Genomic DNA, 16,611 nt, shown 5'->3' on the forward strand with positions numbered 1-16,611 from the left:
CGGGGTGGTGGCCTCGACGGCCGCGTCTGGGGGCTCGCGGCCCGGCGGGTGGGCTGCGCGGCCGAAGGCCTGGTGGGCCCCGGCCGGGGTGCGGTGGCTTCGATGGCCCGGGTTGTGGCCTCGTGGCCCGGCGGGTGGGCTGCGCGGCCAGGGGTGCCTCCGGCACGGGCGTGGTGGCGGCTCGATCCCTGGTGTCCCGGGGGCGATGGCCCTTTTCGGTTCGGGTGTGGTGGCCTCGCGGCCCCCGGGGGCGGGCCGCCCGGCCCGGAGTGCGATGGCTTCCCGGCCCGCATGCGGTGGGCCTCCCGGTCCGGGCATGGGCGCGTCCCGATCCCCGGTGCGGCCACCCTCGGCTCGGGCCGGGTGGGCCCCCGTCCTGGCACGGCGCGGTCGCCGGCTCGAGGTGCTGCGGGCTCCTCGGTCTCAGGTGCGGCGGGCTCTTGCGCACCCGGTGCGGAGCCTCGCGGTCCGGGGACGGTCGGTTCCGGTGCGGCGGGCTCCCCGGGTCCGGCACCGGGGCGCCTCGGCCCGGGGACGGGGTCGCGGTGCAGTCGGTTCTCCGCTCCGGGGTGCGGTGGCGCCGCGGTCCCGGTGTCGTGGGGTGCCTGGCCCGGGGTGAGGTGGGCCGCCCGGTACCGGGGCGGAGGCTCGGCATCCGGGTTCGGTGGCCTCGTGGTGCCGGTGCGGCGCGCCTTCGGGCAGGGCGCGGCGGGCTCCGGCCCGGGTCGTGGTCGGCGTCCGGATGCCTGCTGTGGCCGCGCCCGGTCCGGGTGGGGGTGGCCCCACGGGTGCCGGGGGCGGTGGCCCTTTGGGTTCGGTGCGGGGGGCCGTCGGGTGGGGCTCCGGGGGGTTCCGTCTTGCGGGGTAAGGGCCGCGGCGGGGTGGGTGTCGACTAAGGTGGCCGGGTGAAGATCGCGCTCATGGACTCCGGAATCGGCCTCCTCGCGGCGGCCGCGGCGTTGCGGCGGCTGCGGCCGGACGCCGACCTGGTCGTGTCCTCCGACCCTGACGGAATGCCCTGGGGGCCGCGCACCCCCGCCGACCTCACCGAGCGGGCACTCTCCGTCGCCCGGGCCGCCGCCGCGCACCGCCCGGACGCGCTGATCGTCGCCTGCAACACCGCAAGCGTGCACGCCCTGGACGCGCTGCGGGCGGAGTTGGAGCCGGCGATCCCGGTCATCGGGACCGTTCCGGCGATCAAGCCCGCCGCCGCGGCCGGCGGCCGGGTGGCCATCTGGGCCACCCCCGCCACCACCGGCAGCACCTACCAGCGCGGGCTCATCCGCGACTTCGCCGCCGGGGCCCGGGTCACCGAGGTGCCCTGCCCCGGGCTCGCCGACGCGGTGGAGGCGGCCGACGACGCCGCCGTGACGGCCGCCGTCGCCGCGGCCGCCGCGCTGACCCCGGTCGACGTCACCGATGTGGTGCTCGGCTGCACGCACTACGAGCTCGTCGAGGGTGCCATCAGGGCCGCCCTCGCCGCGCGGACCCGTGGAGCGGAGCTCGTCTACCACGGTTCCGCCGAGCCCGTCGCGGTCCAGGCGCTGCGCCGTCTGGGCCTGCGGCCCGAGCCCGAACTGCCGCGCACGGGCGGCCTGGCCGTGCTGCGCAGCGGGCGCGCGGGGACCCTGCCCGCAGCCGCGCTCGCGTACGCCGAAGGCAGGCTGCTCGCGGGCCAGGGCGCACCCGTCGGCTGACCACGCCCGACGGCCGACGCCCCCTCGTACCGGCGGACCTCACTCGTCCGGTGCGCCAGCTCTCCGCCGGTCGGCGCCGCAAGCCGGAGCCGGCCCGGCCGGTGGAGCGGCCGCTCGACCTGCTGCTGGACGAGCCCACGAACCACATGGCCCCGGCCGTGGTGGAGGAACTGGGGGCGGCCTCGCCCACTTCGGCGGCAGCCTGATCCCGGTCACGCACGACCGGCGGCTGCGCTCGGCCGCCCCGGGCGGCGCCTGGTGCTGTGCTTCAGCGCGAGCCGGCCTCCGCGAGCCGCTGAGCCAGCGCGCCCAGGTCGTCCGCGTCCAGAACCCGGCCCCCGAAGCCCGGCAGCGGCACGTGGAGCGTCGCCGTCCAGTGCTCCGGGACCGCCTGCCGGCCGTACCGGGCCCCGGCCAGCGTCCCGGTCACCGCGGCCACCGTGTCGGTGTCCCCGCCCAGGTCCACGGCAGCGCGTACCGCCTCCGCGAAGGTGGTGGTGGTCCGCAGGGCCCACACCGCCGAGCCCAGACAGGGCCACACCGCCCCGTTGAACTCGGTGGCCAGATCCGGATGCCAGTCAGGGGCGAGTACGCGAACGTACCGCTCGCGGTGGTCCGGGTGCACCGCGGCGAGCGTCGCGGGGAGGGCGGCCAGCGGATCGGCCCCCTCCAGGGCGACGCGGACGAGCTCGTGCAGGATCGCGGTCCCCTCCCAGGCGGCCCGGTCGCCGTGCGTCAGCGCCGCGATCCGCCGGGCGGCGTCCATGGTTGCCCGCTGTCCGGCGGGAGCGAAGTAGACCGCCGAGGTGGCGGCCCGCATCAGGGAACCGTTGCCCGCGGCCCGCGCGTTGATCTGGAAGTGCAGGGCCGCCGCGAGCTCCCAGGACTCGCCGTTGGTCAGCACGTCCTCGGTCTGCAGCCCGATGTCCTTGGGCTGACCTGCCGCCCAGCGCTGGAACCGGCCGAAGACGTCGGGGAGTTCGAGACCGCCGCACTCCAGCAGGGATTCGGCGACCAGGACGGCCATCTGCGTGTCGTCCGTCGCCTCGCCCGGGTCCCAGCCGCCGCCCCCGGCCATCTCCGTGCCGCGCGCGGTCAGTTCCCCCGCGGGGCCGAACTCGTAGGGCGCGCCCAGCGCGTCGCCGGCCGCCGAGCCGACGACGGCTCCCACGGCCCGGTCCAGTGCGGTGATCACCGGTTCGCCTCCGCGCACACGCTCGCCAGCAGGTCGCGCGCGAAACGGTCCAGGTCGTCGAGACCGGCCGCCGCGAGGGTCGCCGGGGCGCTGGTCAGCAGGTGGGGGAGCGCGCCGTGCAGGGCGAGGGTCAGGGTGCGGGCCCGTTCCGGCCCGGCGGGGAGTCCGGCCGCGCCCAGCAGCTGCGCGTACGCCGTGAAGTCGGACGCCGCGACCGGGTCCAGCAGGGCCGCCAGCCAGGGCCGTCGCGCCGCCTCGGCCCGGAGCTCCAGGCAGGCCAGCACGCGGGGGCGTCCGGGCCCGGCCGCATCGCGCAGCAGCCCTGCGAGCAGGGCCGCGAGCTGCGCCGCGTCGGCGGGCCCCGGTGCCGCCCCGGCGAGGGCCGCGGCCGGCGCCCGGTACCGCTCCGCGCAACGTTCGGCGGCGCCCCGCAGCAGGGCGTCGCGGGTCGGGAAGTAGTTCTTGGCGGTGCCCGTCGGCACCGCGGCGGCCGCGTCGACGGCCCGGTGCGTCAGCCCGCGCCCGCCTGCTTCCGCCAATACGGCGATGGCCGCGTCCCGCAGCCGGTCCCTCCGGTCCTGGTTCACCATGGCAGCATAACCACAGCCGTGGTACCACGGACGGAGTACCACGGCTGTGGTGGTCGTGGTCCGTGTCGCGGTACGACGAACGGGAAGGGGACGGCCGTGAGCGAAACCGGAACCGAATCCGAAGGCGGATCCGGAACGGCCGTGGTCGTCGGCGCGGGAATCGGCGGACTCGCCACCGCCGTCGGCCTGCGCCGCGCCGGCTGGGAGGTGACCGTCCTCGAACGGCGGACCGCACCCGAACGCTACGGAACCGCCTTCGGGATCCACCCCACCGCCCAGGGCGCGCTCGACCGGCTCGGCTGGCCGCCCTCCCGCTCGAACGGATTCGAACGCCGGGCGGGCCGCCCGGAACTGCTCGCCTCCCGGCCCGACCTGATCGACGCGCTGATCGCCGGGCTCGACCGGCTCGGCGGCGCGCGGATCGCCTACGGGCAGCGGCTCGCCGACCCGGCCGCACTCGACGCCGACCTGATCGTCGGCGCCGACGGTATCAACAGCGTGGTGCGCGCCGCACACTTCGGCGGCGAGAGCGGTCCGCACCCGATCGGCACGGTCGCCTGGATCGGCATCGCCGGATTCGAGACCGGCCTGTACGGCGAGACCTGGGGCGCGGGCGGCTTCTTCGGCATGACCCCGGTCGAGGCCGGCCGGCCGCACCAACTGGTACGCCACCGTCCCCGAGGCGACCACCGCCCAACAGGTACGGGAAGCCTTCGCCGACTGGCACGACCCATCCCGCGCGTGCCGGCCGGGACCGACCCCGCGACCTGGATCCGGTGCGAGATGCGCCACCTGTACCCGGCGCTCCGCACCTTCGTCGCCGACGGCCGGATCGCCCTCGTCGGGGGCGCCGCCCACGCCATGACGCCCAACCTCGGCCAGGGCGCCTGCACCGCCCTCCTCGATGCCGAGGCCCTGGACCGGGCCGTTTCCTCGGCCGGTCCGGCCGGTCCGGCCGGTCACGCCGGGCTGCCCGGAGCCCTGCGCGCGTACGACACCGAGCGCCGCCGCAGCGCCCAGCGCGTCGCCTTCGGCTCCCGGAAGCTGCATCGCTTCATGACCGGCCGCCGCCCCGCCCTGCGCGACGCGCTCGTCCGCCTGCTGCCGAAGAGCTGGCGGAAGGGCTGGACGACGGCCCGGAGAACGGGACGGAGAACGGCCGGAGGGGCGACGCCGAACCAGGTGGGCGCGAGACAGTGGCGGGCAACCGGAACGTGAGTACGCTGCTACACATGACGGGTCACCCTCCGGGTCCGCTCTGGGCGGGCCGCGCCTCCAACCGTGCGCAGTGGCTGCTCGCAGCCATCGGCGCGGCCTGTCTGGCGCTCGGCATCGAACTGGCCGTCGACTACGCCTGGACCGCCGGCATCGTCCCCCTCCTCATGTCCGTCATCGGCTGCCTCGCCGTCGGGCTGCTCATCCTCTACGGCACCCTGGCCTTCGTGCACGTCGCCGTCACCGTCGACGCCGAGGCCATGGAAGTGCGCTGCGGCCACATAGGGGTGCCGCGCCGCAGGATCCGGCTCACCGAGGTCACCTCCGCCGAGTTCGTCCCCAGCATCACGCCGCAGCAGTGGGGAGGCTGGGGCCATCGTTGGCGCCCCGAGAAGGGCACCGCGATCATCGTCCGGCGCGGCGAGGGCGTGGCCCTCACCCTGGGCGACGGCAAGCGGTTCACCGTCACCGTCGACGATGCCGAGAACGCCGTCCGCGTCATCCGCACCCACCTGCGCGCCCTCGCCCGCTAGGCCGTCTCTTCCGGATCCTGCCGGGCCCAGGCCGTCCGTCCAGCCGTGTGTCCCGTGGGTCGGGCCGGGGCCTTACCGGTCCGCGAGGTCCGGGGACGTACACTCCGCCAGATGAGCAGCAGTGTCACCCGCGCGACCGGGAACGAGCCCCCGCAGGCCGCCGACGGGCCCCGGGCCGGGGCGGCCGATTCGCCCGCCACCACCGCGCCCGCCGCGAAGCGGAGGGGCTACGGGCTGCTGCGCGCCGGGCTCGCCGCCCTCTCCGGCGTGCTGCTCTACCTCAGCTTCCCGCCCCGCCCCCTGTGGTGGCTGGCGCCCTTCGCCCTCGCCCTGCTCGCCGGCTGCCTCCACGGCCGCCGCGCCCGGGCGGGCTTCGGCCTCGGGCTCCTCTCCGGCCTCGGCTTCCTGCTGCCGCTCCTGTCCTGGACCGGCGAGGAGGTCGGCCCGGTGCCCTGGCTGGCGCTGAGCACCCTCGAAGCGCTCCTCATCGGCCTCACCGGCCTCGGTATCGCCCTGGTCAGCCGGCTCCCGGCCTGGCCACTGTTGGCCGCCGCCGTCTGGGTGGCCGGCGAGGCCCTGCGGGCCCGGGCACCCTTCGGCGGCTTCCCCTGGGGCAAGCTCGCCTTCGGACAGGCCGACGGCGTCTTCACCCCGCTCGTCGCCCTCGGCGGCACGCCGCTGCTCTCCTTCGGCGTCGCGCTCTGCGGATTCGGCCTCTACGAAGCCCTGCGCATCGCCCGCAGCCACCCCGGCCGCACCACCGCCGCGCTGACCGCCCTCACCATCGCCGCCCCGATCGGCGCGGGCCTCGCCGCCCGCCCGCTGGTCTCCGACGCGGCCGAGGACGGCACCGTCGTGGCCGCCGTCATCCAGGGCAACGTGCCCCGCCTCGGCCTCGACTTCAACTCCCAGCGCCGGGCCGTCCTGGACAACCACGCCAAGCGCACCGTGCAGCTCGCCGAGGACGTCAGGGCCGGGCGCGCCCCCAAGCCCGACTTCGTCGTCTGGCCGGAGAACTCCTCCGACCTCGACCCCTACGCCGAACCCGACGCCCACGACGTCATCGACCAGGCGGTCAAGGCCATCGGCGTGCCCGTCGCCATCGGCGCGGTGGTGGCCCCGGAGACGGGCCCGCTGCGCAACACCATGATCCTGTGGGACCCGGTCAAGGGCCCCACCGTCACCTACGACAAGCGCAAGATCCAGCCCTTCGGCGAGCGCATCCCGATGCGCTCCGTCGTGCGGCTCTTCAGCTCCGACGTGGACCGCGTGCGCCGCGACTTCGGCCCCGGCAAGGACCCCGGCGTCTTCGACATGGCCGGCAGCGGCATCGGCATGGTCACCTGCTTCGAGGCCGCCTTCGACGACGCCGTCCGCTCCACCGTCCAGGACGGCGCGCAGGTGATCGCCGTACCGAGCAACAACGCGACCTTCGGCCGGAGCCAGATGACCTACCAGCAGCTGGCCATGGACCGGATCCGCGCTGTCGAGCACAGCCGGACCGTCCTCGTCCCCGTCACCAGCGGGGTCAGCGCCGTCATCCGCCCCGACGGCAGGGTCGTCTCGCAGACGAAGATGTTCACCGCGGACGCGCTGGTCGCCGAGATCCCGCTGCGCTCCGGCCGCACCCCGGCCACGGTCCTCGGACCGCTGCCGGAGTACGCACTGCTGCTGCTCGCGGCCGGTGGCTTCGGCCTGCTCCTGGCCCGCCGGATCGGCTCGCGCCGCGCCGCCCGAGGCGGGACCCGGGGCGCGGCCTCGTAGGGTCGGGTCATGACCACACCCGAATTCATCCGTCAGATCCGCGCCTCCGCCGGGCACCAGCTGCTCCTGCTGCCCGGGGTGACGGCCATTGTCTTCGACGACCTCGGCCGGGTGCTGCTCGGCCGGCGCTCCGACACGGGGCACTGGGCAGTGGTCGGTGGAATCGCCGAGCCGGGGGAGCAGCCCGCCGAGACCGCCGTGCGCGAGGTGTACGAGGAGACGGCGGTGCGCTGCGTCGCCGAGCGCGTGGTGCTCGTCCAGATGACGGAGCGGATGACCTACCCCAACGGTGACATCTGCCAGTTCCAGGACATCACCTTCCGCTGCCGTGCGACGGGCGGCGAGGCGCGGGCCAATGATCACGAGTCCCTCGAGGTGGCGTGGTTCGAGGTGGACGCGCTGCCGCCGCTGGATCCCTTCGGCCTGGACCGCATCCAGCGGGCCCTGCGCGACGAGCCGACCTGGTTCGAGGCCCCGGCCGATCAGCCGCTGTGAGCTGCTCGTACGTGCGCTGTAGGGTGCCGCTGACCCGAGGCGGTCATAGGACAGCCGCATATCCAGGGAGGGCGGTCGGAGGATGATCTCGCGCGGTTCAGCCGGAGAGTCCCAGGCGTGCGGCCATGGCGGCGCGCCTGCCGGAGCGGCCCCCGGCGGGCGCCTGGCAGTCCTCGACGGGATCCGGGTCCTCGCCGCACTCGGCGTGCTCTTCTACCACTACGTCGCCCTCGCGAGCCCCTGGGGCGAGCCCCCGGAGAGCGTCTTCCCGATCGCCCACCGGTTCGCCGTCTACGGCTGGCTCGGCGTCGAGATCTTCTTCATGGTCAGCGGGTTCGTCATATGTATGAGCGCGTGGGGTCGCACCATGGGCGATTTCGCGGTGTCCCGGGTCTCGCGGCTCTTCCCCGCCTACTGGGCCGCCGTGGTCTTCTCCTCCCTCGTGCTGTTCGCCTGGCCCGAGATCAGGCAGGTCGAGTCGTTCAGCGACGTCGTGGTGAACCTGTCCATGCTCCAGGGCGGCGTCGGGGTCCCGAACATCGACGACGCCTACTGGACCCTGTTCGTCGAGCTCAAGTTCTACGTGCTGTTCGCGCTCGTGGTCATGCGCGGCGTGACCTACCGCAACTGCGTCCTGTTCTGTGCCGCCTGGACCCTCGCCGGTGTCGTCGCCCCCACCGCCGACAGCGGCGTGCTGTCCTTCTTCGCGGTCCCGACCTCCTCGCCGTACTTCATCGCCGGCATCGGCTTCTACCTGATGCGCCGCTTCCGGCCGAACGCCGTCCTGTGGGCCGTCGTCGGCGTCCAGTTCCTCCTCGCGCAGCACCACGTGCACGCCCGCATGATCTCCAGCCTGGGCCGGGACGCCACCCAGCAGACGCCCGCCTGGCCCGCCCACCTGATCATCGTGCTGGGTTTCGTTCTCATGGCGGCCCTGGCGCTCGGCGCCCTCGACGGCGTCCAGTGGCTCTGGCTCCCGCACGCCGGGGCGCTCACGTACCCGCTCTACCTGATCCACATGATGGCCGGGCTGACCCTCATCCATCACTTCCGCCGGGACGTGGCGCCCGTACCCCTGGTCCTCGGGGTGACCGTCACGATGCTGCTGCTCGCCTGGCTCATCCACCGGCTCGTGGAACGTCCGCTCGGCCGGCTGCTGCGGGACCGCCTGCGCCGCGGGGTGCAGGACATCCGCGCGGCCACCCCACGCGGGCCCTCGACGGACCTGTTCCCCGCACAGTCCCCGGCGCCGGACGCGGAACGCATCCCGGCCGGACGGAAGGGCGTGTCCCTACACTGACGTGCATGGCATGCCGCATCAGTGAGCTGGTCATCGACTGCGCCGACCCCGAGCGGCTCGCCGCGTTCTGGAGCGAGGTACTCGGCTACGCGGAACTGGGCCGGGAGGACGACGGAAGCATCGAGATCGGTCCGCCCGACGCCGGCTTCGGCGGGGCGCAGCCCACCCTCGTTCTCAGTCCCAGCAGCGTTCCGCGGTCCGGGAAGCTCCGGCTCCACATCGACGTCAACGCCACCGACCGTGACCAGGACGCCGAGCTGGAGCGGCTGCTCGCGCTCGGCGCCAGGCCCGCCGACGTCGGGCAGACCGGCACCGAGGGCTGGCACGTCCTGGCCGACCCGGAGGGCAACGAGTTCTGCCTCCTGCGCAGGCGCCTCCCGCCCCTGTGACCCGCCCGGGCCGACCTCGGGTCAGGACCGGGCCTGCCGGTACAGCTCAACCGCCTCGTCGCCCGGCACCGCGCTGTACGAGATCTCCGGCACGCTCCCGCCGCCCTCGTACCCGCCGAGCACCCCCGCCAGCGCGCCGCCCACCAGCCAGGGGCTGCCGCTGGTGCCGCCGGTGAGGTCCGGGCAGTCGATGCGGCGCTGCGTCTCGGTGAGCAGAGTGGTGGTGTTCGCGCAGCGCAGCGGGGTCTCCTGGGTGCGCGGGTAGCCGATGACCGTCACCCTGGCGTCGTCCGGCTGCTCGGTGGCGACCGGGAAACCACCGACCAGGTCCTCCACGGCTCCGCCCGGCGCGCCGTCCGCCGGGGCGACCGTGGCGAAGGCGATGTCGTCGTCCGGGTCCTGGCCGTCCGTCCAGCCCGCTGCGATGTACACGCCGGTGAGCTTCCAGACGCCGTACGGGGCCTCGCCGTCGCGGTAGGCCGGTGCGAAGACGGTGGTGTCCGGGTTCTCCAGACAGTGCGCGGCGGTGGCGATCACATCGCGGCCCTCGCTGTGCACCACCGCGGCGGTGCAGAAGTGCCCGCCGTCGAGCCCGCCCGCGAAGAGCGCGCCCACCCGGTCCGCCGTGGCTCCGGGCCGCGCCTGAGCGGTGACGCCGAGCGGCGACGCGGCCGCCGCGTCGGGCAGGTCTACGCCGAGCAGCGCGGGCATCGCGGCCAGCGCGAGCAGGATCCGGGACGCCCGCCGCGCACGGGTGCGCCGGGCCGTTCGGGGGAGCGTGGACTGGATCATGTTTCCACCCTGCCCGCCGAACCTATGTCCGGAGGCTGGTGTTCCGTATGAATCCGCTGTGAATCCCGTGAACCCGCCGTGAAGGCCGGGGCATGCCCGGACAGGCCCCCCTTTGTCGGCTTTCGGCAGCCGTCCGCCCGGCGGACCCCCTGCACGCCTCCGGGGTGGATAGCCGGCTGACGCAGCCAACCGGGGGGTGGCGGAGCGCGCCGCGGACCGGCGCGCCACCCGGGCTGCTACTGCTGGGACCGGCCGGGCGCCGCCCGCCCCCGTCCCAGCGCACACCAGGAGCCACGCACATGCCGACCCGTGTCCGCGCCCGCCGAGGCCGCCTCCGCACCGGACTGTCCGCCACCGTCCTGACCGCCGCCGCGCTCGGAGGGCTGCTGCAGCCCGCGCAGGCGGCCGGCGACCCGGGCCCGGGCGACGGCCGCCCGCACCACGACAAGCTCCTCCAGCGGCAGCTCGACGAGCTCGTCGCCCAGGACGACGGCCCGCCCGGAGTCATCGCCATGCTCACCCGGGGCGACCGTACCCAGGTGTACACGGCCGGTGTCGGCGACATCGCGACCGGCCGCCCACCGCACCCCGACGACCACATGCGCATCGCCAGCATCGCCAAGGCGTTCAGCGGGGCCGTGGCACTGCGGCTCGTCGACCAGGGCCTGCTCTCCCTCGACGACACCATCGGCGAGCGCCTGCCCGGGCAGCCCGAGGCCTGGCACGCGGTGACGCTGCGTCAGCTCCTCCAGCACACGAGCGGCCTGCCGGACTACACGACCGACCCTGGGTTCGTGGAGATCCTCCGGGCGGACCCGCGCCACGTGTTCGACCCGCGCACCCTTCTCGACTTCGTGGCCGACGAGCCGCTGCTCTTCGTCCCCGGCTCCCTGTACGAGTACTCCAACTCGGACAACATCGCCGTCGCGCTGATGGCCGAGGCCGTCACCGACCGCCGCTACGAGGACCTCCTCAAGGAGCTCGTGTACCGCCCGCTGGGGCTGCGCCGCACCAGCCTGCCCCTGGGCTACCGGCTCCCGCAGCCGTACCTGCACGGCTACGACGTCGAGCCGCCGGCCGAACCGGAGGACATCAGCGAGGCACTGGGCGCCTCCGGCGTCTGGGCCTCCGGTGGCATCGTCTCCACCCCCAGGGAACTGGGCACCTTCATCCGCGCCTACGGCGGCCCCGCCCTGCTGTCGGCGCAGACCCGCAAGGAGCAGCTGACCTTCCGCCCCGGCGACTCCTCCGAGCCGGCCGGCCCCGGTACCAACGCCGCCGGGCTGGCGATCTTCCAGTACACCACCCGCTGCGGAGTGCTCTACGGCCACACCGGAAACTTCCCCGGGTACACCCAGCTCGCCGCCGCCACACCCGACGGCACCCGGTCACTGACCTTCTCGATCAACACCCAGACCAGCAAGGGCAACAAGCCCGCGCTGCTGGCCCGACTGCGCACCGTGCAGGAGGACTTCGTCTGCGCCCTGCTCAAGGGGCACTGAGCCACCATCGCGGCTCATCCGGCGGCGTGGCGGCGTGGCGCGAAAACGATCACGCTCGCCCGCGCCGCCACCCGCGCTCCCTATGCTGACGCCATGCTCGACATACCCCTTTCAGCGCTGGAAGTCGCGATGGTGCAAACGGGCACCCGCGCCGCGGACACCCTGCGGGACACCGCGGCCTTCGCCCAAGGACTGGAACACCTCGGCTACCACCGCATCTGGTACGCGGAGCATCACCATTCCCCTGCGATCGGCGCCTTCCCACCGGTCGTACTGACGGCGCACGCGGCCGCCTCGACCTCGGCCATCCGCCTCGGCTCGGGCGGGGTACTGGCCCCCAACCACGCCCCCATCACGCTCGCGGAGCAGTTCGGCACGCTGGCCGCCCTGCACGAGGACCGCATCGACCTGGGTATCGGCCGCGGTCCCGGCACGTTCGACGAGGCCACCGCGCGGGCGCTGCGCCGCGGCGCCGGCCCGGCGACGGATGCCGAGTACCGGGAGGACGTGGCCGCGATCCTGTCGTTCCTGGTGGACGAGGTCGCCCTGGGTCCGTTGCCGGAGCCGTGGCTGCTGGCCTCCAGCCCCGCGGGGGCCGCGCTCGCCGCGGAACTCGGTCTGCCGGTCGCCGTCGCGCACCACATCCGGCCGGACAGCACCCGTGCGGTGCTGGAGCGATACCGGTCGGCCTTCATCCCGTCCCGCTGGTGCGAGCGGCCGCGCGTACTGCTGTGCGTGGAGGCGGTGTGCGCGGAGACGGAGGAGGAAGCCGTCCGGCGCGCGGGGCCGATGAACGTCGTCAAGGCCGGACTCCTGAAGGGCGAGAGCCGGATTCCCTTCCCCACCCCCGCGCAGGCGGCCGCCCACCCCTTCACGGAGCAGGAACGCCCGGCGCTGGCGGGCTTCCGCGCCCAGCAGGCCGTCGGCACGCCCGAGACGGTCGTGCGGCGGCTCGCGCAACTGGCCGCCGAGACCGCCGCGGACGAGCTGATGCTGACCACGCCCGTCCACGACCTCGGCGACCGCATCGCCTCGTACGCGCTCATCAGGAAGCACTGCGGGGCGGCGACGGCGCCGTAGGCCATGGCGCCACGGCGGATGCCCGTGCGCCGCCCTGCCGTGACACTGCTCACACACGTCGGGGGGCCCGGGATCCGCCACAGCCGTTGGCGTTTCGGCGTTGTCGGCATCGGGCGGGAGGCTCGCGTGTTCCGAACCACACAAATCGGGCCATTCGGCCAAGGGGGGGCTCCGGACGGATGACCTAGCCTGGACCGATCACGCGAGATCCGGGGGCCGAGGGCAAAGGAAGAGCACGTCCATGCGCATCACCACCACTTCCGCACGTCGTCGACGAGCGGGATCCGCCTTCGCGGCCGCGGCCCTCGGCCTCCTGGCGGCAGCCGGCACCCCTGCGTACGCAGCCACGGACGGCTCGGTGGACCGCGCCCCGGACGCGCCCCCCGCCGGCCACTCCGTGCCGGCCGGAAACGCAGGCTCCGCCCAGGGCACCGCCGCCAAGGTCCCGCTGGAGATCTCCCGGCTGGCGCAGGGCACGGGCCGCCACGTCGCGATCACCATCGACGACGGCCCGGACCCCCGCTGGACGCCCCAGGTCCTGAAGACGCTGCGGGACAACCACGTCAAGGCCACCTTCTGCATGATCGGCACCAAGGCGCAGAAGTACCCGGAGCTGGTGCGTGCGGTCGCCGCCGACGGGCACCAGCTGTGCGACCACTCCGTCGACCACGACGTCACGATGGACCACAAGCCCGTCGCCTACCAGCGCCGGCAGATACTCGAGGGCAAGGCCATGATCGAGAAGGCCGTGCCCGGGGTCCCCGTCACCTACTACCGCGCGCCGGGCGGAGCGTTCACCCCCGCCAGCCGCGCGATCGCCGCCGAGAGCGGCATGCGGCCGCTGGGCTGGAGCGTCGACCCCAAGGACTGGAGCCGCCCGGGCCTGGAGGCCATCCTCTCCGCCGTGGAGGGCAAGCTCCCCCAGCAGCCGACGGTCCTCTTCCACGACGGCGGCGGCGACCGCAGCGAGACGGTCGCGGCGCTGAAGAAGTACCTGCCCTGGCTCACCGAGCAGGGCTACCGCTTCTCCTTCCCGACCCGCACCACGCCCTAGGCGCGGCGCTCGTACACCGTTACCCGTCGCCCCCGCACCTGCCGGTCCGCCACCACGTCGAAGTACTCGCGCAGGACCGCCGCCTTGGCCTTGTCGCGTTCCGCCGACGGTGCCCTGGCCACCTTCGCCGCGTCCGTCACCAGCAGTACCCGCCGCTGCCCGAGGAGCGCCTCCCGGATCCGCGCCGGCTCCGCCTCCTCGCCCTTCAGGGTGGCCGAGGCGACCGGGGACGCGGCCAGCGCCACATCGGCCAGGCCGCCGAAGGCGCTCGGCGACACCAGCGCCGTGTCCCGCCGCGCGGCCGGGACGAACAGCACCGCGTCCCCGTCCCGCTTCAGCCCGGCCACCTCACCGGCCACCGCCAGGACGTCGTCGACCCGGCTCGCCGGGGCCCGCTTGCCCAGCTCCACCGGCAGCAGGGCCAGCACCGAGACCCCGACCACGCCCGGCACCACCAGACCCGCCGCCCTCGGGTACCGGGGCGCGCAGGACCGTACGGCGGCGGCCAGGGCGGCGCCGATCAACAGGGCCAGCCCCACCATGCTGAACAGCACGTACCGGTCCTGGAACAGCGGCTGCACCAGGGACAGTCCGATCAGCCCGAGCTGCGGCACCGCCAGCAGCGGCAGGCCGACCGCGGCCACCGAGAGCGCCCTGCGGTCCGGCCGGTCCGCCCACGCCCCCAGGCCGCCGATCCCCAGCAGGATCCCCGGCCCGATCAGCATGTGCCAGGTCAGCGGCGGTATCCACGACACCTGGTCGGACTGGCCCCGGCTGAACAGGATCAACGGCAGCGCCCCCGCCACCGCCGCCGAGCCGGACGCCGCCCAGCGCAGCCACACCGCCCGCTCGGCCCGGACCCACCCCAGGGTCGCCGCGTGTGCCGGGAGGGCCAGCAGGGACAGCCAGTTCAGCAGGGCGCACACCAGCACGGTGATCCCGTACGCCGCCCAGCGCGGCCAGGTCCGCCGCCCCGGCCGGCTCTCCAGGAGCGAGACCAGCAGCAGGGTGGAGATCCCGGCCCCCGCCGCCACCAGCGCGTACGGCCGGCCCTCCTGGAGGTAGAACTGGACCGCCGGCAGCAGTCCGAGGGCCAGCCCGCCCCCGAGCCCGGCCCAGAAGCCGGCCAGGCGCCGCCCGATCAGCGCCACGCACGCCGCGGCGGCCGAGACGGCCAGCACCGACGGCAGCCGCAGGGTCGTCGTGCTCGCCCCGAAGACCTCGAAGAGGCCGTGCATCAGCAGGTAGTAGAGCCCGTGCACGGCGTCGACGTTCGCGAGCATCGCCCATATCTCACCCGCCGACCGCCCGGCCACCTGCCAGGTCGCCGCCTCGTCCCGCCACACGCTGTCCTGTCGTGAGAGCCCCCACAGCCCCAGCCCCAGCGTCCACAGGAAGGGGACCAGCCACACGAGGACGCGCCGGCCTCGGGAATCGGACAGGGCGGATGCAGATGCAGGGGATGCAGCGGATGCGGCACGTATGACAGGTATGTCGGAAGGCATGAAGGTGCGCGGATCCTCGGTGCGGGGCGTCGGCGGAAAGCACCAGTCTATGGACGCCACGGACGGTTTCCCGACCGGCTGTTGTGCACCACGGAGCGTGAGCGGCCGGCCCACCGGCCCCTAGCCTCGCCGCAGGAGCACGAACGAGGGGCGGTACCCGGTGAACTGGCTCATCCACGACTACCGCGAGAGCGATCTCGCAGCGGTGGTCCATCTGATCGACACCACGGCCGAACTCGGCCAGGAGTCCGTCTTCTCGCTCGCCGAGTGCATCAGCGCGCTGACCGACCGCCAGCCCTGTGTGGTCGCCGTCCACCAGGGCGTCCCGATCGGCGCGGCGCTCGCCTGCGTCACCGGGGAACGGGCCTGGGTCATGCGCATCGCGATCGCCGCCGGCTGGCGCGGCCGCGGCCTGGCCAGCGCGCTGCTCGTCGAGCTGGAGCGCCGGCTGATCGCGGCGCGCGTCGGCCGTATCGCGTACGTCCTGCCCGAGGAGGACATGCTCGGCGAGGGCCTCCTCAACGCCGGGTACACCCGGCAGCCGGCCGTCGCCTACTTCGAGAAGACCGAGCCGCTGCACGGACCGGCCGCGGGGCTCCTGGACGACCTCGGCGGTCGCTTCCTGCCCAATGACCTGTGGACCAGGGTCGCCGGTATGGAGAAGGAGAAGGACCTCATCGAGCGGCGCGTGGTGCTGCCGCTCGCCGAGCCCGAGCGGGCCGCCTCGCACGGGGTGCGGCCGCCGCGCGCCATCACCCTCTTCGGCCCGCCGGGCACCGGCAAGACCACCTTCGCGCGGGCCATCGCCTCCCGGCTCGGCTGGCCCTTCGTGGAACTGCTGCCCTCGCGTCTCGCCGACGAGGGCAACCTGGCGGCCGCACTGCGCGACGCCTTCGCCCGGATCGCCGAGCTGGAGCGCGTCCTCGTCTTCATCGACGAGGTCGAGGAGATCGCGCCGGTGCGCACCGAGCCCGCGCAGCCCGGCGGGATCCACGGGGTGACGAACGAACTGCTGAAGCTGATACCCGGCTTCCGGGAGGGTGACGAACGGCTGCTGGTGTGCGCCACCAACTCCATCCGCTCGCTCGACCCGGCCTTCCTGCGGCCCGGCCGTTTCGACTACCTCATCCCGATCGGCACCCCGGACGCCGGCGCCCGCGCCGCGATCTGGTCCCGCTACACGACGGGACGCGTGGACGTGGACGTGAGCGCCCTGGTGGCGGCCACCGAGCTGTTCACGCCGGCCGACATCGAGCACGCGGCACGGATCGCGGCGCAGGTGTCCTTCGAACGGGACCTGGAGGCGGTGGGCGCGCGCGGCGCGGCGGCCGCGCAGCTGGGCGCGACCACGGAGGACTACCTGGCGGCGGTCCGGCAGTGCCGGCCGACGGTGACCCCCGCGATGACCGGCGAGTTCGAGGCGGACATCACCGCGCACGCCCGGTTCTGACCCCGGCCGGGCCCCGGACGTCCGTCCCCCGGTTGCGGCGGGGGCGGAAC

General features: G+C 74.5%; 16 protein-coding genes. 12 read left to right on the forward strand and 4 right to left on the reverse strand.

Features of this window, described 5'->3' with window-relative positions:
• Window positions 1–905 precede the first annotated feature (905 nt).
• Both OG373_RS34385 and OG373_RS34390 read left to right on the forward strand, forming a co-directional pair.
• Entirely contained in the window at window positions 906–1,697 is a 792-nt protein-coding gene (locus OG373_RS34385; RefSeq protein ID WP_405442444.1) for a glutamate racemase, read from the forward strand.
• Between the two features lie 50 nt (window positions 1,698–1,747).
• Window positions 1,748–1,903, forward strand: a complete 156-nt coding sequence (locus OG373_RS34390; RefSeq protein ID WP_405442445.1) for a hypothetical protein — start codon at window positions 1,748–1,750, stop codon at window positions 1,901–1,903.
• Window positions 1,904–1,965: 62 nt separating this feature from the next.
• Here the strand turns inward: OG373_RS34390 and OG373_RS34395 are convergent, their stop codons facing one another.
• Complete coding sequence (locus tag OG373_RS34395) at window positions 1,966–2,889, reverse strand: ADP-ribosylglycohydrolase family protein (RefSeq protein WP_405444302.1); 924 nt, start codon at window positions 2,887–2,889, stop codon at window positions 1,966–1,968.
• Window positions 2,889–3,479 carry a TetR/AcrR family transcriptional regulator gene (locus OG373_RS34400; RefSeq protein WP_405442447.1) on the reverse strand — a complete coding sequence of 197 codons (591 nt, stop codon included), beginning with the start codon at window positions 3,477–3,479 and terminating at the stop codon, window positions 2,889–2,891. The genes OG373_RS34395 and OG373_RS34400 overlap by 1 nt, the downstream gene beginning before the upstream one ends.
• A gap of 99 nt (window positions 3,480–3,578) precedes the next feature.
• Between OG373_RS34400 and OG373_RS34405 the strand changes: the two genes are divergently transcribed.
• From OG373_RS34405 to OG373_RS34430, 6 genes are all read left to right on the forward strand, one after another.
• Window positions 3,579–4,700 carry an FAD-dependent oxidoreductase gene (locus tag OG373_RS34405; RefSeq protein WP_405442449.1) on the forward strand — a complete coding sequence of 374 codons (1,122 nt, stop codon included), beginning with the start codon at window positions 3,579–3,581 and terminating at the stop codon, window positions 4,698–4,700.
• A 14-nt stretch (window positions 4,701–4,714) separates the two neighbouring features.
• Complete coding sequence (locus OG373_RS34410) at window positions 4,715–5,230, forward strand: hypothetical protein (protein WP_405442450.1); 516 nt, start codon at window positions 4,715–4,717, stop codon at window positions 5,228–5,230.
• Between the two features lie 111 nt (window positions 5,231–5,341).
• On the forward strand, window positions 5,342–6,994 hold the full coding sequence (gene lnt, locus OG373_RS34415; protein WP_405442452.1) for an apolipoprotein N-acyltransferase: 1,653 nt from the start codon (window positions 5,342–5,344) through the stop codon (window positions 6,992–6,994).
• A 9-nt stretch (window positions 6,995–7,003) separates the two neighbouring features.
• Window positions 7,004–7,489: an NUDIX hydrolase gene (locus OG373_RS34420; RefSeq protein WP_397733918.1), complete on the forward strand. Its 486-nt coding sequence runs from the start codon at window positions 7,004–7,006 to the stop codon at window positions 7,487–7,489.
• Window positions 7,490–7,571: 82 nt separating this feature from the next.
• Complete coding sequence (locus tag OG373_RS34425; RefSeq protein ID WP_405442453.1) at window positions 7,572–8,789, forward strand: acyltransferase family protein; 1,218 nt, start codon at window positions 7,572–7,574, stop codon at window positions 8,787–8,789.
• 5 nt (window positions 8,790–8,794) lie between these two features.
• Window positions 8,795–9,178, forward strand: coding sequence for a VOC family protein (locus OG373_RS34430; protein WP_405442454.1), 384 nt, complete (start codon window positions 8,795–8,797; stop codon window positions 9,176–9,178).
• A gap of 21 nt (window positions 9,179–9,199) precedes the next feature.
• Here OG373_RS34430 and OG373_RS34435 read toward each other — a convergent pair whose 3' ends face one another.
• Entirely contained in the window at window positions 9,200–9,970 is a 771-nt protein-coding gene (locus tag OG373_RS34435) for a trypsin-like serine peptidase (protein WP_405442456.1), read from the reverse strand.
• Between the two features lie 299 nt (window positions 9,971–10,269).
• Here OG373_RS34435 and OG373_RS34440 point away from each other — a divergent pair, with 299 nt between their 5' ends.
• The 3 genes from OG373_RS34440 (at window position 10,270) to OG373_RS34450 (ending at window position 13,606) form a co-directional block, all read left to right on the forward strand.
• Window positions 10,270–11,472 carry a serine hydrolase domain-containing protein gene (locus OG373_RS34440; protein WP_405442457.1) on the forward strand — a complete coding sequence of 401 codons (1,203 nt, stop codon included), beginning with the start codon at window positions 10,270–10,272 and terminating at the stop codon, window positions 11,470–11,472.
• A gap of 93 nt (window positions 11,473–11,565) precedes the next feature.
• The gene (locus tag OG373_RS34445) at window positions 11,566–12,552 is read left to right on the forward strand and encodes an MsnO8 family LLM class oxidoreductase (RefSeq protein WP_405442459.1); all 987 of its coding nucleotides are present in this window, start codon (window positions 11,566–11,568) and stop codon (window positions 12,550–12,552) included.
• A gap of 241 nt (window positions 12,553–12,793) precedes the next feature.
• A complete protein-coding gene (locus tag OG373_RS34450; RefSeq protein ID WP_405442460.1) occupies window positions 12,794–13,606 on the forward strand; it encodes a polysaccharide deacetylase family protein in 813 nt (270 codons plus the stop codon).
• Here OG373_RS34450 and OG373_RS34455 read toward each other — a convergent pair.
• Window positions 13,603–15,111 (reverse strand): hypothetical protein, encoded by a 1,509-nt coding sequence (locus OG373_RS34455; protein WP_405442462.1) that lies wholly within the window; start codon window positions 15,109–15,111, stop codon window positions 13,603–13,605. The two genes, OG373_RS34450 and OG373_RS34455, sit on opposite strands and share 4 nt — an antisense overlap.
• 160 nt (window positions 15,112–15,271) lie before the next feature.
• Here OG373_RS34455 and OG373_RS34460 point away from each other — a divergent pair, with 160 nt between their 5' ends.
• A complete protein-coding gene (locus OG373_RS34460) occupies window positions 15,272–16,561 on the forward strand; it encodes an ATP-binding protein (RefSeq protein WP_405442463.1) in 1,290 nt (429 codons plus the stop codon).
• Window positions 16,562–16,611 lie beyond the last annotated feature (50 nt).

Origin of the sequence: Streptomyces avidinii (assembly GCF_045161815.1) — a bacterium.
Taxonomy (GTDB): Bacteria; Actinomycetota; Actinomycetes; order Streptomycetales; family Streptomycetaceae; genus Streptomyces; species Streptomyces avidinii.